General features: G+C 66.5%; 17 protein-coding genes and 1 pseudogene. 13 read left to right on the forward strand and 5 right to left on the reverse strand.

All coding sequences use genetic code 11. The features are described 5' to 3' along the window. Positions 1 to 28 precede the first annotated feature (28 nt). Both EXE42_RS12030 and EXE42_RS12035 read left to right on the forward strand, forming a co-directional pair. Positions 29 to 2,167: a helix-turn-helix domain-containing protein gene (locus tag EXE42_RS12030; RefSeq protein ID WP_137706599.1), complete on the forward strand. Its 2,139-nt coding sequence runs from the start codon at positions 29 to 31 to the stop codon at positions 2,165 to 2,167. 210 nt (positions 2,168 to 2,377) lie between these two features. Next, a complete protein-coding gene (locus EXE42_RS12035; protein ID WP_137706600.1) occupies positions 2,378 to 3,277 on the forward strand; it encodes a hypothetical protein in 900 nt (299 codons plus the stop codon). Between the two features lie 137 nt (positions 3,278 to 3,414). On the opposite strand, the gene EXE42_RS12040 is transcribed toward EXE42_RS12035, so the two are convergent. The 3 genes and pseudogenes from EXE42_RS12040 to EXE42_RS12050 all read right to left on the reverse strand — a co-directional run bounded on the left by EXE42_RS12040 (position 3,415) and on the right by EXE42_RS12050 (position 7,059). Continuing rightward, complete coding sequence (locus EXE42_RS12040) at positions 3,415 to 4,812, reverse strand: ATP-binding protein (protein WP_321167822.1); 1,398 nt, start codon at positions 4,810 to 4,812, stop codon at positions 3,415 to 3,417. A 392-nt stretch (positions 4,813 to 5,204) separates the two neighbouring features. Next, a pseudogene (locus tag EXE42_RS20220) lies at positions 5,205 to 6,473 on the reverse strand (PAS domain-containing protein); the annotation flags it as partial. Then, positions 6,460 to 7,059 carry a HalOD1 output domain-containing protein gene (locus EXE42_RS12050; RefSeq protein WP_137694969.1) on the reverse strand — a complete coding sequence of 200 codons (600 nt, stop codon included), beginning with the start codon at positions 7,057 to 7,059 and terminating at the stop codon, positions 6,460 to 6,462. The pseudogene EXE42_RS20220 and the gene EXE42_RS12050, both read right to left, overlap by 14 nt. 711 nt (positions 7,060 to 7,770) lie before the next feature. Between EXE42_RS12050 and EXE42_RS12055 the strand changes: the two genes are divergently transcribed. The 10 genes from EXE42_RS12055 (at position 7,771) to EXE42_RS12090 (ending at position 17,916) form a co-directional block, all read left to right on the forward strand. Continuing rightward, positions 7,771 to 9,354, forward strand: a complete 1,584-nt coding sequence (locus EXE42_RS12055; RefSeq protein WP_137706603.1) for a transposase — start codon at positions 7,771 to 7,773, stop codon at positions 9,352 to 9,354. A gap of 290 nt (positions 9,355 to 9,644) precedes the next feature. Next, positions 9,645 to 10,559 carry a serine/threonine-protein kinase RIO2 gene (locus EXE42_RS12060; protein ID WP_092921005.1) on the forward strand — a complete coding sequence of 305 codons (915 nt, stop codon included), beginning with the start codon at positions 9,645 to 9,647 and terminating at the stop codon, positions 10,557 to 10,559. Positions 10,560 to 10,743: 184 nt separating this feature from the next. Beyond that, positions 10,744 to 12,000, forward strand: coding sequence for an ABC transporter substrate-binding protein (locus EXE42_RS12065; protein ID WP_092921006.1), 1,257 nt, complete (start codon positions 10,744 to 10,746; stop codon positions 11,998 to 12,000). Then, positions 11,997 to 13,016 carry an FAD-dependent oxidoreductase gene (locus tag EXE42_RS12070; RefSeq protein ID WP_137706604.1) on the forward strand — a complete coding sequence of 340 codons (1,020 nt, stop codon included), beginning with the start codon at positions 11,997 to 11,999 and terminating at the stop codon, positions 13,014 to 13,016. Before EXE42_RS12065 ends, EXE42_RS12070 begins: the two co-directional genes overlap by 4 nt. Then, on the forward strand, positions 13,013 to 14,227 hold the full coding sequence (locus tag EXE42_RS12075; protein ID WP_137706605.1) for an iron ABC transporter permease: 1,215 nt from the start codon (positions 13,013 to 13,015) through the stop codon (positions 14,225 to 14,227). The genes EXE42_RS12070 and EXE42_RS12075 overlap by 4 nt, the downstream gene beginning before the upstream one ends. Beyond that, the gene (locus EXE42_RS12080; RefSeq protein WP_137706606.1) at positions 14,228 to 15,157 is read left to right on the forward strand and encodes an ABC transporter ATP-binding protein; all 930 of its coding nucleotides are present in this window, start codon (positions 14,228 to 14,230) and stop codon (positions 15,155 to 15,157) included. 86 nt (positions 15,158 to 15,243) lie between these two features. Continuing rightward, on the forward strand, positions 15,244 to 16,488 hold the full coding sequence (locus tag EXE42_RS12085; RefSeq protein ID WP_137694526.1) for an ABC transporter substrate-binding protein: 1,245 nt from the start codon (positions 15,244 to 15,246) through the stop codon (positions 16,486 to 16,488). After that, a complete protein-coding gene (locus EXE42_RS19365) occupies positions 16,489 to 16,665 on the forward strand; it encodes a hypothetical protein (protein WP_199233628.1) in 177 nt (58 codons plus the stop codon). It begins immediately after the preceding gene. After that, positions 16,662 to 16,808, forward strand: a complete 147-nt coding sequence (locus tag EXE42_RS18595) for a hypothetical protein (protein ID WP_158293707.1) — start codon at positions 16,662 to 16,664, stop codon at positions 16,806 to 16,808. The genes EXE42_RS19365 and EXE42_RS18595 overlap by 4 nt, the downstream gene beginning before the upstream one ends. 25 nt (positions 16,809 to 16,833) lie before the next feature. Beyond that, on the forward strand, positions 16,834 to 17,916 hold the full coding sequence (locus EXE42_RS12090) for a hypothetical protein (RefSeq protein WP_137706607.1): 1,083 nt from the start codon (positions 16,834 to 16,836) through the stop codon (positions 17,914 to 17,916). A 70-nt stretch (positions 17,917 to 17,986) separates the two neighbouring features. Here the strand turns inward: EXE42_RS12090 and EXE42_RS12095 are convergent, their stop codons facing one another. Together EXE42_RS12095 and EXE42_RS12100 are read right to left on the reverse strand one after the other, a co-directional pair. After that, complete coding sequence (locus EXE42_RS12095; protein ID WP_092921012.1) at positions 17,987 to 19,048, reverse strand: TrmB family transcriptional regulator sugar-binding domain-containing protein; 1,062 nt, start codon at positions 19,046 to 19,048, stop codon at positions 17,987 to 17,989. A 115-nt stretch (positions 19,049 to 19,163) separates the two neighbouring features. Further along, positions 19,164 to 21,476, reverse strand: coding sequence for an alpha-amylase family glycosyl hydrolase (locus EXE42_RS12100; RefSeq protein WP_137706608.1), 2,313 nt, complete (start codon positions 21,474 to 21,476; stop codon positions 19,164 to 19,166). A gap of 103 nt (positions 21,477 to 21,579) precedes the next feature. Between EXE42_RS12100 and EXE42_RS12105 the strand changes: the two genes are divergently transcribed. Continuing rightward, a complete protein-coding gene (locus tag EXE42_RS12105) occupies positions 21,580 to 23,781 on the forward strand; it encodes a glucan 1,4-alpha-glucosidase (protein ID WP_137706609.1) in 2,202 nt (733 codons plus the stop codon). The last annotated feature ends 386 nt before the right edge of the window (positions 23,782 to 24,167 follow it).

Raw genomic sequence — 24,167 nt, forward strand, 5'->3', positions numbered from 1 at the left:
TAGAACCACTGTGTGAGCCGCTGTAACCGTGACTCAGCATCTATTCAACACAGCACTCCAGACGGCAATCGAGCTCGTCGCGCAGCGACGTCAACTACGTACTGCGCGCGACCGCATAGAGTCCGAACGCAATCAGCTCGAACGTGTCATGAACACAGTCCCCCAGCTGATATTCGCGAAGAACACAGACGGCGAATTCTTGCTCGCGAACGAAGCGGTCGCTGACGCGTACGGCACTACCGTCTCGGACATGATCGGTTCGACTGATGCTGACTACACGGCCGAGTCCGACGAGGTGGACGCATTCACCGACGACGATAGACGGGTGATTGAGACCGGCAAGCCGCTCCATCGCACCGAGGAGACACTGACCGACGCCGCAGGCAACGAACGAGTCTTAGAAACGTGGAAAATACCATTCACCCCGGTCGACAGCGATGAGGACGCAGTACTCGGCGTCGCCAACGATATTACCGATCTCACCGATGCGCGTGACGCGCTTGACCGGCAGCGGCGGCTGACGAACCTCTACGCCGTGAGCAGCCGTGTATTCAAATCAACGGATCCGGAAGACGCGTTCGACGCGTGTGTCAAGGCGGTCGCCGATGTGGTAACAGCTGACGAGCTCGCGATATACGACCGCAATACGTCAGAAGGGGAGTTGGTGCGGCTTGCGACTGCGGGAGACAACTCTGAATCACGTAGCCGACAGCGAATTCACCCGGGCGAGACGGATCTCTGGCGAGCGTTCACCGAGTCCGACACGTGCTGGCTCCCGGCCGACGCCGTTATCGACGCCGGCGACGCGGCCGAGAAGCAGGCACTCGTCACACAGCTCGGTGATACGAGTCTGTTGAGCGTCGTCGTTGACGAACGGGATGAGACGTTGGAATCGTTCATTCGGGCGGTGAGCCAGCAGGTCTCGGCGGCACTCACACAACTCCGTCAGGAGACATCGATAGCGGGGCTCTCAAATGATGTCGCCAGGACCCAGCGGCAAGCGGACCGCTACCAGAACCTGTGGGAGGGGGTGGTTGACACCGTTGAAGCGATCGTGACTGCGGAGACATCGGCGGCAGTGCGTGAGGCGGTTGTCGACTTCGGCGATCGTGTGGCGGAGTACGCGTTCGTTGGCACGTATGATCCGGTCACAGAGCGAATTGACCCGGTCGAAGTGTCCGAGGCAGGTGGACCGGCGAAGCTGTACGAAAGCGCCAGGCAGACGTTCCCCGCGATCACCGCTGCCTCACAAAACGAACCACAGCGTATCGTCGACGGACAAGCGACCGGAGGAGCTCACGGCGAGTGGCTCAACCGACTGCTCCATTTCGGTTACCGGGAATCGCTCGCGGTTCCGGTGAGCCATTGTGGGACCGTCCACGCGATCGCCGAGTTCATCAGTACAGATGCCGAGCGCTTCGCCGAACCAGAACGACAAGCAGTTGGTGCGGTTGCGGACGCCGCCGGAATGCGGCTGTCAACGCTTGAGTCCGCGAGCGCGTCGAACGCACCGATCGCCTTCGACTTCGAATGTCAGGATCCGTCGCCGCTCTTCCCGGGCCTCTCGACGTCCGGTACAATCGTCGTCGAACACGTCGCGCTAACAGGTAGGGAAAACTTTCACCTAACCGGTCGCGTCGACGGCTACACCGAGACCGCATTTCGTGACTACGTCGCGGCGACGCCGGGCATCGAACTCGACAGTATTGCCTCGATCGATAGCAGCGTCCACGAAATTTCCGTGCGGATGAGAGATACACCAGACCGGTCGCTAGCCTCGGTTCGCGACGTACTCATGCGGACAGACACACAACTGAGCAGTGTCCGTTCCCGCCCGAACGCTGACGTGTTGGCGTTCTGGACCACGGACCCGAAAGTGATCGGTCGGGTCCGCGAGGAGCTGTCTACCGTCTCCGGTTCGTGTCAGCTCGTCTCGAAGCGCCATGTGTCCGGGTCATCCGGTAGACGCGACGAGTCGGCCGGGAATACAGACTTGACGAGCCGACAGCGGGAGATCGCCGAGACAGCGCTCCAAGAAGGATACTATGATGATCCGCGGGGTATCAACGGTGCCGACCTCGCCGACCGGTTCGACGTGTCCTCGTCAACGCTCCACCAGCATCTGCGCGCCGCGGAGTCGAAGATCATCCGCGGCTTCTTCGAGTGACGTATGTCTGTAGGCTACTACTAAGACACGGACATATTCGGTATCTATTCTGCCTGCCACATATCTTCGGGCGTAGAAATAGTATGGATACTGAAAGAATAGAACGCATGAGTTCAGGATGGAATGACGCGCCGCGAATCTCGTCAAAGTGCCCTCAATACCGACCAGAACAGGTGAGATAGAATGAGTACTCAGCCGTCTGAGTTGACTATGATGGTGTACGAGTATCTGAACCGGTCCACTGACCCCGCCGCGACTACGACGAGTGAAAATCGTTCGTCATGGGTCGACTCTTCCGTCTACGTCGACGACTACGGGAACAAGCTAGTCGACCGGCTTCTCGCAGCGGAAAGGCACCCCGGTGAGACCTTCGAAGCCGTTTTACACCCGTCTCCAGAGACGATCACACCGGCTTTCATCGCCGATGTCGCGGTCCGCTACGACGACATCGTTGGATTTGCTGCGCCAAGCTCCCAATTATATGATGACCTGTTTTACGCCATGTACGCAGCAATGACCGAGATAGGCGCGGTGTTGACGACGAAGTACCCACGCCATGAGGTTCGCTCGCGGCTCTCGACGATGGACCCACTCGTCATCGATTCCACCCCTGGTGCCGAGACCGACGGCGGTGTTGACGTCGCGACTACCGACGCCGGACCGGTTCGGTGCGGTGACCTCACTTCACTTGGGGTCGCCGCCGAACGTGCGACGACGCAGCTCGCGACGGGTGATCGAACGGGAACGTTCGCGATCGCGACGTTGACGCAACTGCTAGCGCATCACGACCCGACTGCGCTTGACAGGTTCCTCCACGAACTGGTTGGCCAGTGGCGAAATCAGGACGTCGGCGGGCTCATCCACCTGCCACCAGCGAGCGACATCGACGGTTCCAGCTGGTTTGGGTCGGCACACTTCGATTACGTTGTTGAGATGCGAACCGGCGACGGCCAGATCGAGGCGCGAGTGTGTGGGAAGCGAGATGTTGCCCCCACATGGCAGGTGGTTGGCTCCGCGCCGTGCTCGGATAGTGAAGCATCGGCCCAAGCAGTGGAGCGACAGCCTTCCGGGATAGTCGATGAAGACGGCGGCGAGTCTACCCCGGAGTGAATACGGTGATATTACCCGACGAAGCCGCGCCACACTCCCGCCTCGATTGGTGGGTTTCGGATCGTTGACCCTCGTTGTGAGATTGCGCTTTGTTTATCGGCCTTTCTACACTTCTCGCGGTTTGTACACTACACCTACTAGGATATCTGCTCGGGTGCGACTAAACCCAGATTGCGGTTTGCTGACGACGTCGGAACGCGAAGCACGACTTCGGTACCTGTGTCGGTCACGTCGACGTCGATCTCTCCGCCGAGTACGGAGACTAACATCCGAATTAGCCAGATCCCGAGCCCAGAGCCGTGCTGTAACGGCGTCTCTTCGCCGGTGACGAGTACTTCCCGCTCGATATCTGGCATGCCAGGCCCGTCGTCGGTCACGACGATCTGGAGCCAGCCGTTGTCGACCTGTCTCACCGATACGTTGACGTACGGGTCTTCTCGGTCTCCTGCGGCCACCGCGTTCTTTATCACCTCGGTAAGTGGGCGTGTAAGCCATCGTGAGACAGTCTCGTCGGTCGCGTCGACAGAGACAGCGATCGTTGCGTCCGAGTAGTCATCCCGTACCGCCGTTGCGGCCGTTTCAGTGACCTCAGCGATGTTAACGGTCGACTCGTCGTGTGGTATCTCCCGTATCGCGCGATCAATCACCTGCATTTTGTTCGTAAGTCGTTCCCACCCGTCGAATATACGCGTCAGTCGGCGGAGATGATCCTGACGACAGTCAGCGTCCGGTTCCTCGGCGAGTATCGTCGTCCATCCCACGAGCTTGTTTAAATCGTTGCGGACGTTGTGTCGGACGACCCGCTGGAACACCTGTAAATGCTGTCGCTGTCGCGTCTTCACGGTGATATCTTTCCCCTCAACGGCGATCAGCGTGATTTCACCAGCGGCGTTACGAATCGGCTTGAACCACACCTCGATGCGTGCGAGACCATCTGGACCCTGTAGTTCTCCTTCGGTCTGGACGAGTTCACCGCCACCCGCGCGGTTGACCGCCTCACAAACCGTGAGTCCGTGGTTCGGGTCAAGGTCCAGCCACGGGAATTTGTCGATTGGTTCACCAACTATTGTCGACCGATCAACACCGATGCGTGCCACCAGCGTGTCGTTCACGTCAGTCACGATTTTGTTGGGGCGGACTAACGCGGTAAACTGGTGCGGGCTGTTAAACACTGCCTCCAGTCGCCGAGTGTACTTCTCGCGTTCAGAGATATCGATGAACAGCACATCGGTACCTACAACCTCGTCGTCGATGGTGCGCGGGATCGCCCGTAACAGACATGGGACCGTATCACCGTCCGTCGTCACGAGCATGCGTTCTGCGACGGTGAGATCGCCGCTAAGCGCGCGTTCGTAGCCGTCTGACTGGAGCGAATCAGTCGAGCTATCGTCATAAAACTCACTGAGCGGCTGTCCAACCACCGCCTCGCGCTCGTACCCCAGCGCGTCGGAAAACGACTGGTCACAGGCCTCAATGACTGCTTCGCCGCCAACGGCCCGAGTTTGAACGAACAGCAGCGGGCCCTGATCAAACAGTTTCGACGCCCATTCACACGCTCGGAGCGCTTCGTCGCGTCTCGCCCCATCGCCAGCACACTGGCAGAGCTATTACCCGCATCACTCGCAACGGTGTGTAGATCTATCCACGTGACTTCGCTGTCATCCGCCCCGATTCGTATCGTCTCAGTAGCCGGGTCGCCGGTCTCGATCGGGCGCCGCAGGGCGTCAGCGGCACGCTCGCGATCCTCCGGGTAAACTATTGCTTGCCACTCGTCTATCGTTGTCGGGCTCGCTCCGACCGCCTCTCGTAAAGTGGCGTCCAACGTGACTGTGTTGGTACTGAAGTCCCACTCACCGATGCCCGTCTCCGTCCCGCTGAGAACGAGTTCTAGCCGCTCAGTCTGGTTTCTGAGCTCTCTGATCCGCCGTCGTTGCTCGGTAATATCGTGTTGAACCCCGATGTAGTTTGTCACGATTCCGTTTTCGTCTCGAACCGGCGTCACGGAGAGCTTCGCCCAGTACGGTTCACCCTCCGCGGTGTAGTTTCTCAGCTTAGTTGTTATCGGTCGCTCGGTTTCGATCGCCGTACGGATTCGCTTTGTCGTCTCCGAATCTGATCCGGGGCCCTGGAGGAATCTCGGGTTTCGGCCGAGAGCCTCTGACCGCTCGTACCCGGTTAGCTGTACAAACTCCTCGTTGACGTACACCAACGGGTTTCCCGGTTGGGTCGGATCCGTAATCTGGATGCTGATCCCTGCTTCGTCCAGCGCCCGCTCTTTTAATGAGAGCTCGCGTTCCCGCGCTTCACGGTCGGTCACGTCACGTACCGTACAGACCATTCGGGACGGGGCGACCATCGTCAGGGACAGCTCCGCCGGGAACGTCGTTCCATCGGGCCGACTTCCCGTTACTCGCCCCTGCCAGTGACCATCACGTTCGAGCGCGTCGAAAGCTTCCCTCTCGATCCGTGCCGCTTCATCCGCAGCGTATAGCTCTCGCCAACTTCGACCGAGCAACTCCTGTTTGCTGTCGAATCCGTACATATCGACGTGCGTCTGATCGATATAGACGTACGCCTCGTCATCGAGGATGGCGACGCCATCGGCGGCGTCCTCAATCGCTTGTTGAAACGCACCGATGCGAATCTCCGAGTCGATCTCGCTTGTCGGGTCACGGGTCTGGGAGCTAATACGATCGAGTGCCGCGGCGAGTAACCCTGCTGCTCGCTCGAGAACATCACGGACAGCGGCCTCGTCCAACGCGGTCGCGAGATCGTGGTGATCCCAGCCAACCGATAGCACACGCTCGGAATCGATCGGAACGAAAAGTTCCTGACGCGGAAGCCAGCGGTTATCATCCGGTGCGATTGGTCCGGCCACCCCGTCAGTTCGAACCGGCGCATCAGCCGTGAAACATCGCTTGATTAGAGCTGCGTCTGGTGAAGGGATTCGATCCGACCGACCCGTATGGCGTTCGGAACCGAACAACGGTGGGGACGGCTGTTCCGGCGAGTAAGCATTCTCAAGGTTGCTAGCATGCTCGTTGCGGTTCCGCCACACGGTAATCGCTGTGTCCCCCAGTGTGGTACGGATCGCATTCAGTGTCCGATCAATAGCGCCGCCTACTGTCTCTTCCCGGTTGAGATCGATGCCGAGGTTGAACAGCGCGTCATCGGTCATCTCGTCACAGCTGGTCATCTGTCCGTGTTACCAGCGGTTCAGTCGAAGACGGCTGAGCGGTCAGGTCGTCAATCGATGTCTGAATGGCCCAGAGCTGCTCTACCACTGCCCAGAGCGGGTCGCCAAGTTTATTATCCGAAGTGTTGCTAGCGGCGGTCCAGACGTATTCTTCAGCCTCGGCGAGTGCCGCTGCCGCCACTTTGAGAGCCGCTTCGGTTGACTGTTGTGCGCGTGCGTCTGCTGACAGTCCATGGTGCGCTGGTCGTGAGCGGAACGTGTCTGCGTCGACGATCTTGATCCATCCGTCATGTGTAACAGTCACGAATACATCGCCGTATCGAAACGAAAGGGTCCCCTCTTCAATACGCGTTGTCGAACTATCTGGACCGCCAAACAGCAGGTTGATCGTGTCGGCGTTAATATATCTGTCGAGACGTCGAAGCTCTTTCGCATTTGTATTTTTAAACTCGGAGACAGCAGTGAATACTGCGTCGAGTGCTGACCGAGTAGTCGTCGGATCAAACCGGGTAACTAACGAGTTCGATTTCATAGGTCTGTAAACATACATAAATAGTGGATCAATATGTTTCGTTTCGCGGAACACTCCGGGTCTCATGGCCTATACCGGATATATACGTGTGCACAACTCTCGACAGACATCCGCTCGTACACTTCACGAGACAACCGCGATTATCGAACTAGTGACAGACTAACGGGCCTAGAGCGGAAACCCGCGTGACTCGATGGTCCCTTCGAGCCACGCGTTTTGCCTCTGACAGATACCTCACTTCGTCGATAGTGTCAACCTGGTCTAAGGGTCGACAGTGATCAATCAGTCGAAGAAAATTTATTTTCTTTGGCGGAACAGTCCGGTATCGAACAAAAGAATCGAATATTTGGGGGTGAGAATACCAGTAGACTGCTCTGTTGAATCCGCAGAAGGAATCGGGATCGAGTCGCTCTGTACTCGGTTCGGGAGCGCTGCCGAGAGAATTCAGAGATGGAATCTTAGCAGAGGGAGTGAGGATCGAGATCACTGGGTGGATCGATCCAACTCCTCGACGATGTAGAGCGAGATAATCGCCTCTTCAGCGATCGCGATCCCGGTGCCGTCACCGGATTCAACAGAGCAGATAAATCCAAATAATTTGCTAATAATCAAGTCGGATCGACTATCGGGTCCAAGAGTAGCGATCGACCACTCGTCGATAAAATCCAAATGACAGAGATAGAGTAAGTAGACCACTTTACTGTTAACCGCCTCAGAAATCACATGTACTGTTCTGACGACTCAACTCGCGACGAGCGTCTGTGAATGCGCTCTCTGTGTGAAGCGTACCAACTGGGGATTACTATTCGGAACAAGCTCAAAGAAACCGATCTCGTCACCGCGTTCGAGAAGCTCGATCATTCGATAGATGCTATCGAAGACGGGTATCCAGCGTGGCATCCTGCGCCGCTCTCCTTTCGCGCAATGGTTCTCTCGTTCGTGTTCATGGAGATAACGGGTGACTCATACGCCAACTTCACTCGACGACTCACCCGACAACCGGAAGTAGCGACTATTCTCGGCTTCAGTCGAGTGCCCGACGAATCAGCATTCTCTCGTGCGTGGCGAAATCGATTCGACGACGCGACCCACGAATACATCCACGCTGCCGCCCACTTCGTTGTCAAAGAATTCCATGATCGCAGCATCTCAGCGCCGGAGGTGCGGCCAAAGGCAGAGATCGTCGACGATACGCAAGAAGACGCAGACCCAGTCGAAGACAAATCCTTCTCACAGGACGAGATTGTCCAGACAACGCGCCTCGCGCGTGATCACGCCTATGGACACTTCGACTCTGGTCGGGCGTCGAACCTCTCGTACGAGGACACGCAATTTTTCGAGTTACAGACGTTCATGGGGATGGTCCGCTGTGGCACCTCGCAGGGAGCGACTCGCTTCCAATATCGGCGCGGGAAAGAGTACGGACCGCATGGTGATACCCACCTCCGCGCTGTCAAACAATTTGGCCCCGAAGAACTCGTGAGGGGATTCAACAAAACGACGGATCGCTTACTCTCGGTGATCGCCTCTGAAGCATCGTTCCGGCGTCCAGTCACAGCCGCGATCGACATCACGACTATTCCCTACTACGGAGAGGTCGAAGGAATGCCGATGGTCAGCGGGACCAAGGACAGAGACGGTCGAGCATTTAAATTCGCAACCCTCTCGATCATCGGGCAGAACATCCCGCTCGTTCTGGCGGTTGAGCCGGTTCGAGAGAGCTCTGAGTGGGATGAGAACCCGTCGAATCAGATCCATCGTACTGTGCGACGGCTCGTTCGACGAGCAAAAGAGCACGTTCCAATTGAGACAGTGCTGTGTGATCGAGAGTTTGACTCGATACAAGTGTTCCAGACGCTCTCAAACCTCGATGTGAACTACCTCATTCCGAAGCGGGTCTCCAGCTCCGAACGGGATGTACTCGAACAAATGGAGGAAGACGACCAAGAGGTGGCCGTTGAGTCAGCTTCTGTCCATGTGGAATCTGGATCGCATCCAATGCGGCTCCTGTACGTGCCGTCGACGAGTGGGGAGGGGACAGCCGTCTTCGCGACGAATCTCCGAGTGGGACCCGATGAGGCCGAGGCGTTCTGTAAACGGTATAGTCGCCGGTGGCAGATCGAGAGCGAGTACAAATCGATTAAAGGTGACTTTCTCGCCAAGACCTCCTCGAAAGACTACCGCGTTCGCTTGTTCTATTTCGTGTTTGCCGTACTCTTGTACAATATCTGGCGGCTCACCGACTTCCTGCTGAAGGCGGACGTTGACGGCGAGATGGACTACGCACCTGTGATTACTGCGGGTGAGTGTGTTGAGCTCGTTGCCTCAGCATTGATTCCACACGACTAACCCGCTAAGATCTCGCTGAGTCTGCCGTTCGGGAGTGGCAACTCTATTCAGGAGCGCTAAAATCCATACAATTTCGTACGCTTGTCCGGTAGTTCAAACTCAGAGATTTAAAAACGGTCCTTGTGTGGTGAGAATAATCATGAATAGATGGCGATTCAACCCAAAACTAGCTCATCCTCCGAGACTGTGGGGGTTCCATGCAGTCCGAATTCTATATCGCGTTATCCGATTTATTATCAGATCCTCCCGAACGCGCGTCCCTTTTAGGATTCGCCGGAGTAGGGGCGCGTATGGTGCGAAACGTCGCCGGCGACATGGCGGAGCTCGACCCCGAGGACTTCTACCTCCTCTCGGGCGTCGAGCAGGGGATGCGCTTCTCGGAATGGGTCCGCCGCGACAAGCTCCCGGAGTACGCCGACCTGACGCGCGAGGAGGTCGACTACCGGATCGACCGCTGTCTCGACCGCGAGCTGATCGAGCGGAAGACGATCCAGTACGAGGGGTACCAGCTCACCTTCGAAGGGTATGACGCCCTGGCGCTCCGGACGTTCGCCGAGCGCGAGACGATAGACGGGGTGGGGTCGCCGCTCGGGCTCGGCAAGGAGGGCGACGTGTACGAGGCGCAGTCGTTCCGGCCGCTCGCCCTGAAGTACCACCGGGAGGGGTACACCAACTTCCGCGAGGTGAACCGCGGACGCGAGTACACCGCCGACCGGGACCACGTCTCGTGGCTCTACACCGCGCGCAAGGCGGCCGAACGCGAGTACGAGGCGATGGAGGAGCTGTACCCCGACGTGAGCGTCCCGCGACCGGTCGACCACAACCGCCACGCCATCGTGATGGAGAAGTTCGCCGGGGCGGAGCTCTCGCGCGCGACGCTCGACCCGGAACAGGCGGTCGGCGTCCTCGACCTGATCCTCCGGGAGCTGGCGACCGCCCACGAGCTGGGCTGGGTCCACGCCGACGCCTCCGAGCACAACGTCGCGGTCGCCGAAAGCGGTATCACGATCTTCGACTGGCCGCAGGCGGTGTCCGTCGACCACGAGAACGCGCGCGAGTTCCTCGAACGCGACGTCGAGAACCTCACGCGGTACTTCGCTCGTAAGTATCCCCACGAGGTGCCTCGAAACGCCGATATCGACGGTATCGCCGGCGCTATCGCCGACGGCTCGTTCGAGAGCGTTCGGACGTTCGGCGCCGAGTAAAGCGTATGGCGCGATACGAAATACGATTCGCGACCGATCCGCCTTCGAACGGCTCCTCTCTCCCACGGGTCGCCCCGTTCCCGCTCCGCCGCCGCCGCTCGCGCATTCCTCGGGACTGCTCGCTCGTATTTAGGCCCACCTAAGATTCGAAACCGCTTTAAATCTTTAGGGTGGCCTAAATCGTATGGGATCAGACGCGGACCGACTCGCCGGCACGCGACGCGACGCGATCAGGTACGTCGGCGCCGTCGCCGGCGCGGGACTGCTCGCCGGATGTAGCGGAAGGGACGCGGCGCCGAGCGAGTCCGAGGACGGGAACGGATCTGCGGACGGCGGCTCCGGCGGCGACTCGTCGGACGGGAACGCTGGCGCGGACGCGTACACCGCCTCGATGGCCCCGGTCGGCGAGGTGACGTTCGACTCGGTCCCGGAAGACGTGCTGGTGTACAGCCTGCTGTACGCCGACCTCGCGGTGGCGCTCGGCCACGGCGACGCGGTCAACTCGCTCGGGTTCGACGCCGACGCCGGCGGGAACACGCTCGACGCCTACTACGCCGACCTCGACGGCGTCTCCTTCGACCGCGACGGGCTCACGCAGCTTAATTCCGGATCGGGCGGCGGCATCTCCGTCGACCGCGAACTCCTCTACGAGCTCGACTCCGACCTCCACCTCGCCGACCCCGCCCTGTTCGCCTCCTTTGACGGCTGGAGCGCGGACGATGTGGCCGAGATCCGCGACAGAGTCGGACCGTGGTTCGGCAACGTCTACAGCCGGCGGCACTCGGAGCCGCCCGCGCCGTACCGCGACGACTACGAGTACTACGGACTCTCGGAGATCGGCGAGCGCGTCGCCGCCGCGTTCCGGGAGGAGGAGCGGTTCGCCGCGCTCGACGCGGTCCGCGAGGACCTGATCGAAACGATCCGCAGCGACCTCCCGCCGGCCGAGGAGCGGCCGACGGTCGCGACGCTCATCTACATGGACGGGACCTACTACCCCTCGCGGACCGACGACCCCGGGTTCGCGAACGCGCACGTGCGCCCGCTCGACGTGCCCGACGCGTTCGCGGGCGACGATGTCACCTACGAGACGGCCTACGACCACGAGCAGCTGCTCGAGGTCGACCCCGACGTCGTCCTCCACCAGTACGGGATCGCCTCCTACTACGACGTGGGCGCGATCCGCGCGGAGCTGTCGGAGCACCCGGTCGCGGGCGATCTCTCCGCGGTCGCGGACGACCGGTTCTACCCCTCCGGCACCCCCGTTCAGGGGCCGCTGATGAACCTGTTCCAGCTGGAGATGACCGCGAAGCAGCTGTTCCCCGACCGGTTCGGCGAGTGGCCGGGCTACGAGCACGGCGACGACTACCCGGAGATCCCCGCCGACGAGCGGCTGTTCGACCGCGAGGAGGTCGCCTCGATCGTCGCCGGAGGGGCGGAATGAGCCCCGCGGTCGACCGCGACGTCGTCGTGGTCGGGTGCGGGCCCGCCGGCTGCGCCGCCGCGGTGTTCGCGGCGCGCGACGGGCTCGACGTCGCCGTCTTCGACCGCGGCCGGTCGTCGCTCGCCCGGTGCGCGCACCTGGAGAACTACCCCGGGTTCCCGGCGGGCGTCGACGCCGAGACGCTCTCAGCCCTCATGCGCGCGCAGGCCGAGCGGGCGGGCTGCGCGGTCGTCGACGACCTCGTCGAGTCCGTCGAGCGCGCGGGCGACGGCCCCGACGAGGCCGCCGGTGACGCCGAGTCGTCTGCGTCTCCCGACGCCGACGGACCGCGCTTCGTCGTCACGCCGCAGACGGGCGATCCGGTCGCCGCCCGCCGAGTGGTCGCGGCGACGCGCTACGACGGCGAGTACCTCCGCGGACTCGACGACGACGAGACGATGTTCGAGGTCCACGACCACGGCGGCGAGACGCACGAGGGATTCGACCGGGAGTACGCCGACCGCGACGGCGGGACGCCGGTCGACGGGCTGTACGTCGCCTCCCCCTCGGACGCCGACCGGCAGGCGGTCACGGCGGCGGGCAGAGGCGCTCGGGTCGGTAAGCGGGTCGTCGCCGACGCCCGGATCGACGACGGCTGGTGGCCCGAGCCGGCCGAGGGCGTCGACTGGGTCCGCCGGGAGGCGGAGCTCGACGACGAGTGGGCCGACCGCGACCGCTGGGTCGAGTGGTTCGACGAGACCCACGCCGATGGGCCGGTCGACCCCGACTCGGAGCGGTTCGCGCGCGTTCGCGAGGCCGCGGTCGACGACGCGCTGTCGGCGTACGTCGAGGTCGACGAGGAGGCGGCCCGCGCCGCCGCCGGCCACCGCGCGCTCGCCGAGCGCCTCGACCCCGAGGCGGTGGTCGAGGCCCACGGGACCGACGCCCTGCTCGACGCGATGGACGACGAGGCGATCGCGGCGCACGTCGCGGAGGACGACCCGAACGCCGAGCGAGCCGAGGCGGAGTCGCCATGAGCGACGGGGAGGCGAGGACCGACGGCGGCTCCGTCGCCGACGGCGAAGGCCGGACGGTCAGCGGCGGGTCCTCCGGGCGACCGGTCGAGGGGAACCGGCTCGGGTGGCTGTTCGAGCCTCGACTCGCGACGGTCGTCGCGGGGAGCCTCGCCCTGGTCGCCGTCGCGGGGCTCGTCCAGGTGAGCTACGGGGCGTACTCGATGACGGTCGGGCAGGCGTGGCGGGCCGTGCTCGACCCCGCCGTCCTGCTCGACCCGCGGTGGCTGCTCAACTTCCTCCTCGGCGAGGGGCTGATGCGGACGGTCACGGGGTTTCAGGGGGAGCTGCCGGAGCTCGCGCGCGAGACGCTCGTCGTCTGGACCATCCGCCTGCCGCGGGTCCTCGTCGCCGTCGTCGTCGGGGCCAACCTCGCCGTCTCCGGCGCCATCTTCCAGGCGGTGACGCGGAACGAGCTCGCGAGCCCGTTCATCCTCGGCGTCTCCTCCGGGGCCGGGCTGATGATCCTGCTCACGCTCGTCGTGTTCGGCGGGTTAACGGCGTTCTTGCCGCTGATCGCGGCGCTGGGCGGGTCGGTCGCGTTCCTGGTCGTCTACGCCATCGCGTGGAAGAACGGGACGAGCCCCGTGCGGCTCGTGCTCGCGGGCGTGATCGTCGGGACGGTCTTCAACAGCCTCCAGACGGGGCTGTTCTTCTTCGCCAACGACATCGGTGTCGTCCAGTCGGCGATCCAGTGGACCACCGGCTCGCTGACCGGGACCGACTGGGAGCAGGTCCGGATGGCGCTCCCGTGGACGCTCGCGGCGGTCGCGCTGTCGCTCGCGGGGTCGCGGCAGCTGAACCTCCTCCTCCTCGGGGAGCGGACGGCGAAGTCGCTGGGGATGTCGATCGAGAAGGTTCGGTTCGCGCTCTCCGGCGTCGCCGTGCTGGCGGCGGCCGCCAGCATCGCGGTGGCCGGGATCGTGAGCTTCGTGGGCCTCATCGTCCCCCACGTGGTGCGGAACCTGGTCGGCAGCGACTACAAGCGGGTGGTCGTCGGCTGCCTGTTCGTCGGCCCGGCGCTGATGGTCGGCGCCGACGTCGGCGCGCGCCTCGGGATGAGCGTGCTCACGGGCGCCGACGCGCAGGTCCCGGTGGGGATCGTCACCGGGCTTGTCGGCGGGCCGTACTTCCTGTACCTGATGCGGCGGCGGCAGAACGTGGGTGACCTCTGAATGACCATCTTCCGCGCGAACGCGACGGAGTCGGAGGAATCGAGCGGCGCGACCGAACCGGCGGCTGACGGCCCGGGCGACGCGGCCGAACCGAGCGGCGCAGACGGGGCGGACGGTCCGGGCGGCCCGGCGGCCGACGCCAGCGACCTCGACGCCGAGGACCTCGTGTTGGGGTACCCGACGGCGCCCGAGCCGGTGATCGACGGCGAGTCGATCGCCGCCGAGCCGGGCGCGGTGACGGCGCTCGTCGGGCCGAACGGCTCCGGGAAGAGCACCCTGCTGAAGGGGCTCGCCGACCAGATCGAACCCGAGGACGGCTCGGTGCTGCTCGACGGGCGCGACGTTCACTCGATGGACACGAAGGCGCTCGCGAAGCGGCTCGGCCTGCTCTCGCAGGAGAGTACGTCGCCGGACAGCATCACCGTCGAGGACCTCGTGTACCACGGCCGCTACCCGCACCGTGGGTTCTTCGAGCGGACGACCGCCGAGGACGCCCGGGCGGTCGAGCGCGCGATCGATCTGGCGGGCTGCGGTCACCTGCGCGACCGCGAGGTCGGGAGCCTCAGCGGCGGGCAGAAGCAGCTGGCGTGGATCGCGATGGTCTTAGCGCAGGACACGGACGTGCTCCTCTTAGACGAGCCGACGACGTTCCTCGACCTCCACCACCAGATGGAGGTGACCGAGATCATCGAGACGCTCCGCGACGAGAGCGAGGTCACCGTCGTCGTGGTCCTCCACGACATCGAGCAGGCCGCGCGGCTCGCCGACCGCGTGGTCGCGCTCGCGGACGGCGAGGTCCGGGCCCGCGGCCCGCCCGAGGAGGTCGTCACCGAGGAGCTGCTCTCCGAGGTGTTCCGCGTCGACGCCGACGTCGTCGCCACCGACCGCGGCCCGCGGGTCACGCCGATCCGCGCGCGCCACGAGGAGTGACCGGCCCCCGGGGGCCGGCGTGTCAATTAATTTTAGGCTGACCTAAAGATCGGAACGATTAACTTGTTTTAGGGAGGCCTAAAAGTATGCCCAGCAAGGACGCGGTACCCGAGGAATCGACCCGCAGAGCGTTCGCGAAGTACGGCGGTACGGTCGCTCTCGGCGGCCTGCTCGCCGGGTGTACCGGCGGCGACGCGAGGAACGACCCGTCCGGTTCCGACGGCGACGGAGGGAGCTCGACCGACGGCGAGGCCGGCGACTCGGACGCCTCCGCGACGGACGATACCGACGACGGGAGCTACACGGCGTCCATCTCGCCCGTGGGCGAGGTGACGTTCGAGTCGCCCCCCGAGACGGTGTTCACCCGGCTCACCCACCACGCGGGGATGGCGTTCGCGCTGGGCCGCGGGGACGACGTCACCGCCCTCCACGCGCCCGACTACTACGACGGCCTCTGGAACCAGTTCGTCGAGCGGCTCCCCGGCGTCTCGCTCGACTGGTCGGGGCTCTACTCCTCGTGGCAGCCCGACAAGGAGCAGCTGTACGCGCTCGACAGCGACCTCCACCTCGCGGACCCGGCGTGGATCACCCGACAGGACGCGTGGAGTCGCGAGGACATCGACGAGATCGCCGAGCGCGTCTCGCCGTGGTTCGGCAACTCGCTCTCCGACCGCCACCAGGAGCCGACGGGCGAGTGGGCCGACGGGTACCAGTACTACGGCCTCTGGGAGCAGTTCGAGATCGTCGCCGACGCGTTCCGGGAGCGCGAGCGCTACGAGGCGCTCGCGACCGTCCGCGAGGACCTCCTCGCGACGATCGAAGAGGGGCTCCCGCCGGAGGCGGAGCGCCCGACCGCGATCATGATCGCCGCCGCCGACATCGAGGAGATCTACGCGTACACGCTGAGCAACCCCGGGTTCCTCACCTCGCACACGCGCCCTCTCGGGCCGCGCGACGCGTTCGAGGGGAGCGTCGAGTCCGGTGCCGTCGTCGACTTCGAGGCGATCCTCGAAGCCGACCCCGACGTCATCCTCTACCTCGGCGGCTTCGAGCCGGGGACCGACATGGCCGGCCGGCGGACCGCCTTCGAGGAGGACCCCGTCGGCTCGAAGGTCGCCGCGGTGAAACACGACCGCGTCCACCCGCAGGGCGCCAGGTATCAGGGACCGATCCTCAACCTCTTCCAGCTGGAGATGACCGCGAAGCAGCTCTACCCGGACGCGTTCGGCGAGTGGCCGCGGTACGAGGAGGGCCCGTACCCGGAGATACCGGCGGCGGAGCGGCTGTTCGACCGGCAGCGGGTCGCGGACGCCATCAACGGGGACCTGTAGATGCGCGCCCGCGAGTGGACCGTCGCGGCGACGTACAGCGACCCGACGGCGTACGGCATCCCGGCGCTGCCGACGTGGCGCGTCGAGCGCGGCGGGACCGACGGGATCGCGTTCGCCGCGACCGACCGCGACGAGCCCTTCATCGCCGCGGAACGGCCGGTCCGGGTACGCCGGTGACGGGAGGTTTCACCGACCGCTCCGGCGGTTCGGGCGGGTTCGGCGGCGCCGACCGCTCGGCTCGCGCCACGGGCGCGACCCGCGACCGGTTCGCCGAGCCACACCCGGGCCCGCAGGAGACGTACCCGAGCCCGGAGGAGTGACCGGCCAGGCAATCAGGAGCGACACGTGATCGGAACCACCCTGCTCGACATCGCGGACCACATCGAATCGCTCGCGAGCGAGGACGGCGAGTTCTCGCTCGTCTGCGCGCGGTACGGCGACCGCCCGGTCCCCGCTGCGGGGCTGCGGTTCGACAGCCGCGAGACCGCCCGCGCGGCGGCCCGGGCGACGGAGCAGTACCGCGACGCGCTCCGCCGGTACGACCCCGAACTCCCCTTCTACGACGTGGTCGTCAGACAGGGGTTCGTGGAGCCGCCCTCGCGGCCGACGGGGCGGGACGACGGAGCGCGGACGTCCGCTCCCGACGACGCCCCGACGCCTGTCCCCGACGATCCCGCGACGTTCGCCCCCGACGACGGCGAGGCGCCGCCCGACGAGCTGACGGATCGGATCGTTGACGGCGCCGCCCACCGCCGACCCGGCGGCGACGACGGGCCGACGGACCGCCGATCCGCGGACGAAGCCGGAGAGCGCGGACCGGCCCGCGACCGCGTCGAGTTCTGTCACGCGACGGCCGCGGCGACGTTCGAGGCGCTCTCCGCCGGCGGCCACGACCGCGTCGAGTCGGCGGTCATGGACGCGTACTTCTCGCTCGCCGAGCGCGTCTCCGACCCCGACGACCTCTGCCTCTGTCTGCTCGAAGCGATGGCGGCCGCCCTCGACCGACACCTCGATCCGACGGCGCAGGCGGCGGTGGTGGCCGACGCCGCCGAGCGCCTCCCCGACCCGCCGGAGCCGTCCGCCGCCGATCCGGTCGGCGCGGCGTTCGACCGCCTCGCGGCCGTCGGCCTCGTCGGGGGCTACGAGCGCGTCGACGACGCGGGACCGGCCTCGAAGGCCGGGGCTCCGGACGACGACGCGACGGTCCGGATCACCGGGTACGCGCTGTCGCCCGCCGACGGACGGGTCGCGACCCTCCCGGCCGCGCTGGAGGTGTGCCGTCGGGACTCGCGCGGGCGGATCGCCGGGATCGCCCTCCTCGCGTCGGCCGGCGACTCGACCGGTTCGGACTGGTGGGTCAGGGTCGATCCGAACGCTCCCTCCCTCGACGGCGGCCCGTCGGCCGCGTCGGTTCCCCCGGAGAACTGACCGCCGCCGTAGCGACGCGTCGCCCGCCGCGCGCCCCGATTCACCGCGACTCGGCGCCCGCGTCGTCGCCTTATTCCGCGTCGGATTCGATCCGGACGAGGTCGGCCTCGACGTCCTCGACGAACGCCCCCTGCCCCCCGACGGTGACCTCGCCGTCGTCCGTCTCGACGACGAGCGAGTGCTCGACCGGGAACTCGTTGTTCGTCGGCTCCACCATCCCCTGTCTCGTCTCGACGACGCGGCCGACGACCTCGGCCGGCTCGTCGCTGTCGGTCCACCGGCCGCCGACGGTCACCCGCGGCGGGTCGCCGGCGCGGAGCCGGAGGGTCGCCTGGAGGACGGTGTGTCTGAAGTCCGTGTACTCGGCCGGGAGCGGCGCCGGGTCGGCGACGGCGACCTCGGTCGCGGCGGGCCAGTAGTTACCGAGGAACGACCCGACGATCACCGGCGCGAGCTGCTCCTGTGCGAACGCGATCGCCTGTCGGTCGGTCGTCGACCGTCGGAGGAGTTCGGGCGGGGAGACGACGCCGGCCGCGGAGTCGACGGTGAGCAGCGTCGGCATCGCCTCGCTCCAGGTCCGGACGACGTTCGCGACGCCCGACAGCGCTGGGTCGTCCGCGTCGAGGTCCGCGGGCGCGTCGGAGACGACGAGTAAGACGAGGACGCCGCGCTCGACCGCGTCGACGAGCCCCTCCTTCACCTCGGGGAGCTGCTCCGCGGTGATCGACAGCGTCACCTCCGAGTCGGCGTCCGAGAGCAGCGACCGGATCCGCTTGATCACGGTGACTCGCGATTTGATCACCTCGAACTGCTCGGCCTGCCGCTCCACCCGGGAGTACCGCTCGGCCAGTCCGGGACGCATCGCGTCCACGTCGGACCGGAGCCGGTCTATCACCTCATCGGGCGGGTTCGCGCGGATCGTCGTCGGCACGACGTGGTCGTTCACCTCGACGAAGCCGCGGTCCGCCAGCGACTCGCTCACGCTGTAGACGTACCGCTTCGAGACGCCCGCCGCGTCGGCGACGGTGCTCGCCTTCGCCTCGCCGTGTTCGAGCAGACTGAGATAGGTGTCGACCTCCTTGTCCGAGAGCCCGAAGCGACGGAGGAGGTCGGTCAGCGTCCGGTCGTCCATACGAACGCCTCTCCCGAGCGACACTTATAAGAGTCGGTCCCGGGCGTCCTCGCCGCCCCGCGACCGGCCGGCGACATCCGGGCCGTCACCGTAGCGGGGCGACGGCGTCGACCACCTATCGGAGTACTGCGACGGCGTCGACCGCGACCCGGGCCCCGCCCTCGCCGTCGTCCTCGACCGCGCTCTCGTCGCCCGCGAACAGATCGGACTCGACCGCCTCGGGCGCGGCGACGGTCGCCGACGTCTCGGCGAAGTTGACGACGACGAGGAGCGGGTCGTCGGCTCCGTCTCCCTCGGGCGGCGTCCGCTCGTAGGCGACCACGCGCTCGGCGTCGCCGTCGACGACGCGGACGTCGGCCGCGCGGCCGTCGAACGCCACCTCCCCCTGGCGGAGGAGCGGTTCGTCCTCGCGCAGCGCGGCCAACTCGCGGTGGAACTCGGTGAGGCCGTTGTCGCCGTCGTGCCACCGGATCGGACCGCGGTACGTCTCGTTGCCGCGCTCCTGGCCGGCGTAGATCATCGGCGCGCCCGGCAGCGTGAACGTCACGGCCGCGGCGGCGCGCAGCGCGTCTCTCCCGTACTCAGCGAGGTACCGGTCCTCGTCGTGGTTCTCGACGTAACGCATCTGCGCGCCGGGGTCGTCGAAGCCGAGCCACTCGCCGCGCGCGAGCGCGGTCTCGACCGCGTCGGCCGGCTCGTCGCCGCGACCGACCGCGCGGAGCGTCTCGTACAGCGAGGTGTCGTAGTGGCGGTGGAACTCCCCCTCGCCGTAGAACGGGTCGTGGGGAATGGTCTCGTCCAGGAGGAGCACGTCGTCCGGGACGCGGTCGGCGACCTCCTTCCAGAACCCGTGCGGGACGCCCCACGCCACGTCCGCGCGGAAGCCGTCGACGACGCCGGCCCACTCGTCGACGACGTCGAGCAGCCACTCGCGGACCGCCGGGCTGTCGTAGTTGAGGTTCGGGATGCGACCCCACTCGAAGTAGTAGTCCGGCACGTCGCCGTCGCCGAGTTCGGCCCAGTCGATCCCGGTCACGTCGGCGGCCCCGTCGGTCCGGCGGTAGTGGTCGGCGTACGCGTCGACGCCGGCCGAGTGGAGCTGGAACGCGGGGTGGTCGCGAGAGGTGTGGTTGATCACGAGGTCGAAGACGACGTAGATTCCGGCGTCGTGGCAGGCGTCGACCAAGGACTCGAACGCCTCGCGGGAGCCGAGGTCCGCGGCGGTGTCGTAGTAGTCGGTGACGTGGTAGCCGTGGTCCGTCGGCGACGCGAGGACGGGAGTGAGCCAGAGCGCGTCGACGCCGAGATGTTCGAGGTACTCGACCCGTCGCTCGATCTCCGCGAACGTCGTCGGGAGCGTGTCGCCCGCGAACGACCGGACGAACACCTCGTAGATCGTCGGCGACTCCGCCCACTCGGGGGTCGGGTTCGGATCGCTCACCTCGACCGACTCACTCGCGTCCCCGTTCGTCTCGATCCGCACCGTCTCCCCGGCCCCGTACCGGTCGCCGTGCGGGACCGCGCGGATCCGGACCGAGTCCGGGAGGTCGTCGAGCGGGACCGAGAGCGTCCGCCCGTCCGCCCGCGACTCGATCGCCGCGACCGTCTCCGGGTCGGCGTCGCGGTCGTCGACGAGGAACGTCGCGTCGAGCGCGTCCGGGTCGCCGCCCCGCTCGACCTCGTCGACCGCGGGCGCGGGCTCGACCCCGGCGGTCAGGCGGAGCCGGTCGCGCCCCGTCGGGTCGTCGCGCCCCGCCGAATCGTCACCCGCCGCCGAGTCGCCGCCTTCGACGACCGTCGCGTCCAGCGAGAGCCGCGGTCGGCCGGGACCGGGCACCTCGCACTCTCCGTGGAACGCCGCCGAGCGGTCGCCGTTCGGGACGAAGCCGTAGCCGTGTCGCCCCGGCAGGACGCGGACCGAGGCGACCCACTCGTCGCCGTCGCGCTCGGCGCGGTCGAGCGCGAGCCGGTTCTCGTTGTGGGGCCAGAGCAGCGAGACGGTGTCGACCTCGTCGTCGTCCACCGGGAGGTCGGCCGCCGGGACGCGGATCGCCGCATCGCGCCGCTCGTCGGGGAAGGCCCTGACGCGCTGGCGGTGGACGCCGTCGGGCGCGTCGAGCGCGAGGGCGTAGGTCCCGGGGGCGTCGGGAACGAGGTGAACGACCGGGTCGTCGTCGCGGTCCGTCTCGCCCGCGCGCAGGACCGCAGACGAGGGGCTCGGGGTCGACGGCCCTTCGCCTCCGACCGCGGTCGCCGGACTCGGCGGCCCGGCCGCGTCCGGGTCCGGACCGTCCCCGGTCGCGAGGGCGCTGTCGGCCGGCGCGTCGCGGACGGTCCACCGGTAGGTCCCGTCGGGATCGGGGATTCGCGGCGACAGCTCCACGGACTCGCCGACGCTCGTCGTTCGCGGGGGGCCGGGTTCGTACACGCACGTCACTCGGCGCGCCGCGGTTTGAGGGTTTCCGTTCGACAAACGAACGAACAATAATTACACCAAAGGTTCATGTCGGGCGCCGGCGTGTGTTCGCGTAATGCAGCTCCGCGACGCGCTCGACGACTACAAGCGCCACGCCGGCGAGGGAACGCGTTTCCCCGGCGAGCGGCGCACCGTCACCGGTCGGTTCTCGGGTGGAGACGGGCGGCTCGTCCACGTCGGCGGCGACGGCGAACTCCGCGACTTCGGCTACCCGCTCACCGGTCGGACCGGGCTCGTCCGGTCGCGGATCGGCCTCGCCGTCGGCGACGAGGTCGCCTGGCTCGACGAGGCCGACACGACCCAGCGGTACGTCGGCGACGCCGCGCTCGTCGAGACGGTCCACGAGACGGCCCGCGCGACGGTGACCCGCCACGACGTCACGCTCGGCGACGCGCACCTCACCCGGGCGTCGGTCGAGTTCGACGACGCTGACGCGGGCAGCGCCGGCTCGAACGATGCCGCCGACCCCGCGGACGCCTCGCTCGTCGTCTACGCCCGCTTCGCGCCCGACGGCCGCGACGACCGGGTGGGGCAGCTCCGATACGACGACGCCGTCGAGGTGTTCCACGCCGACGAGCACGACTTCCTCGCGAGCGCGACCGGCTTCGCGGACCTCCGCGGCCAGCTCCCGGCGACGTTCCCCGAGCTGCTCGACGACGACCCCACCGACCTCCCGCGGGCCCGCGACGGCGACCGCTACGAGGAGGAGCGCCTCTCCGGCGAGGTGATCGCCGACGTGCCGTTCGACGACGGGGTCGCGACGGTCGCCACGCTCCTGGCGGACCGCGCGGAGACCGACCGCGAGGCGGCCCGCGACCGGCTCGACGCGCTCTTCTCCGACCTCGACGGCGTCGACGCGCTCGCGGACGCGGCCGCCGACGCGCTCCCGTCGGTGCCCGAGTCCGCGCCTGCCCGCGAGTCGGTGGTCGCGGACCTTCGCGTCCTCTCGCTGCTCTCTGCCCCGTCCGGGCTCCGGATCGCGGGGCCGGACTTCGACCCCTACTACGAGCACTCCGGCGGCTACGGCTACACGTGGTTCCGCGACGACGCGGAGATATCCGGATTCCTGCTCGGCGCCGCCGACGCGCTCGGCCTCGACCTCGGCGACTGGCACGCCCGCTCCGCCCGGATGTACGTCGCCACGCAGCGCCCCGACGGCTCGTGGCCCCACCGGGTGTGGCCCCGCGACGGCGCCCTCGCGCCCGGGTGGGCGAACGCCCGCATCGAGGACGGGCCAGACGTCGACTACCAGGCCGACCAGACCGGCAGCGTCGTCGCGTACCTCGCGCGGGCCCGGGCGGCGGGCGTCGCCGGACCCCGTCCGGCTGCCAGCGGGACGTCGTCCCGCACTGTCGACGTCGAGGGGCTCGACGCCACCCTGGTCGCCGCGCTCGCGGGGCTCGACCGGACGCTCGAACCTGACGGCCGCCCGGTCGTCTGTCAGAACGCGTGGGAGGACTCGGCCGGCCGGTTCACGCACACCGCGGCGACGTTCCTGGAGGCGTACAGCGAGCTCGGCCGTCACGGCGAGGGGCTCGCCGCCGACGCGCTCGACGACCCCGACGCCGTGCCGGGCGCCGCGTCGCTCCCCGACGACCTCGCCGCGCACGCCCGCGACCGGGCCCGCGAGGTGTACGACGCGCTCGACGACCTGTGGCTGCCGGACCGGGGCTGCTACGCGGTCCGCGAGACGCTCGACGGCGGGGTCGACGGTCGGCTCGACTCCGCTACGCTGGCGCTCGCGGCCGCGCACCGCTCGTTCGACGCGCTCGGTGCGGACGCCGGCAATGGGAGAAGCGAAGCCGGCGCGGTCGACGAGGAGCGCCTCGACCGGTTGGTCTCGCACGTCGAGACGGTCGTCGACGGGCTCTCCCACGAGAGCGACGCGATCGCCGGGCTGATCCGCTACGAGGGCGACGGCTGGCGGCGGGCGGACCAGGAGTCGGAGAAGGTGTGGACCGTCTCGACCGCGTGGGGCGCGAACGCCTGCGCGGAGCTCGCCGCCTTGCTCGCGGCGCGCGACGACCCGCGCGCCGCCGAGATGGCGGCCCGGGCCCGCGACCTGCTCGCGCACGTCTCGCCCGGCGGCTCCCTGTGCGAGCCGACGACGTACCTCCCCGAGCAGTTCTTCGACGACGGGACGCCCGACAGCGCGACCCCGCTCGGCTGGCCGCACGCGATCCGACTGGCGACGGTCGCGCTGCTCGACGAGGTGCTCTCGCAGTTCGCCGACCGCGCCCCCGCGGACGACGACTGACCGGACCTCGGCGACTATTTATTAACGACCGCGGTGCGGTCGGCGCGTGCCGACGAGCGCCCGAAGGGCGCGAGTCGCACGCGCGAGGGACGCGGCGACCGAAGCGAAGCGAGGGAGCCGCGAGGCTGGGGAGGTGTGAGGTGCGGTGCTGTGCGGTGCGGGGTGGGACTCAAAGGGGCAGCCGCGAGGACGACGGCGCGCGACGTAAGCACCGAAAGGAGCGAGTGAAACGAGCGACTGAGGAGCGCAGCGAGCGCACCGAGTCCTCGCGGCTGGGGCTTTGGGGGTGTTCTCCGCGGCAGCAGCCACGTATCGCCGAGCGGCTGGGGCTTTGGGGGTGTTCTCCGCGGCAGCAGCCACGTATCGCCGAGCGGCTGGGGCTTTGG

Source organism: Halorubrum sp. SP3 (genome assembly GCF_005435195.1).
GTDB classification, from domain to species: Archaea; Halobacteriota; Halobacteria; order Halobacteriales; family Haloferacaceae; genus Halorubrum; species Halorubrum sodomense.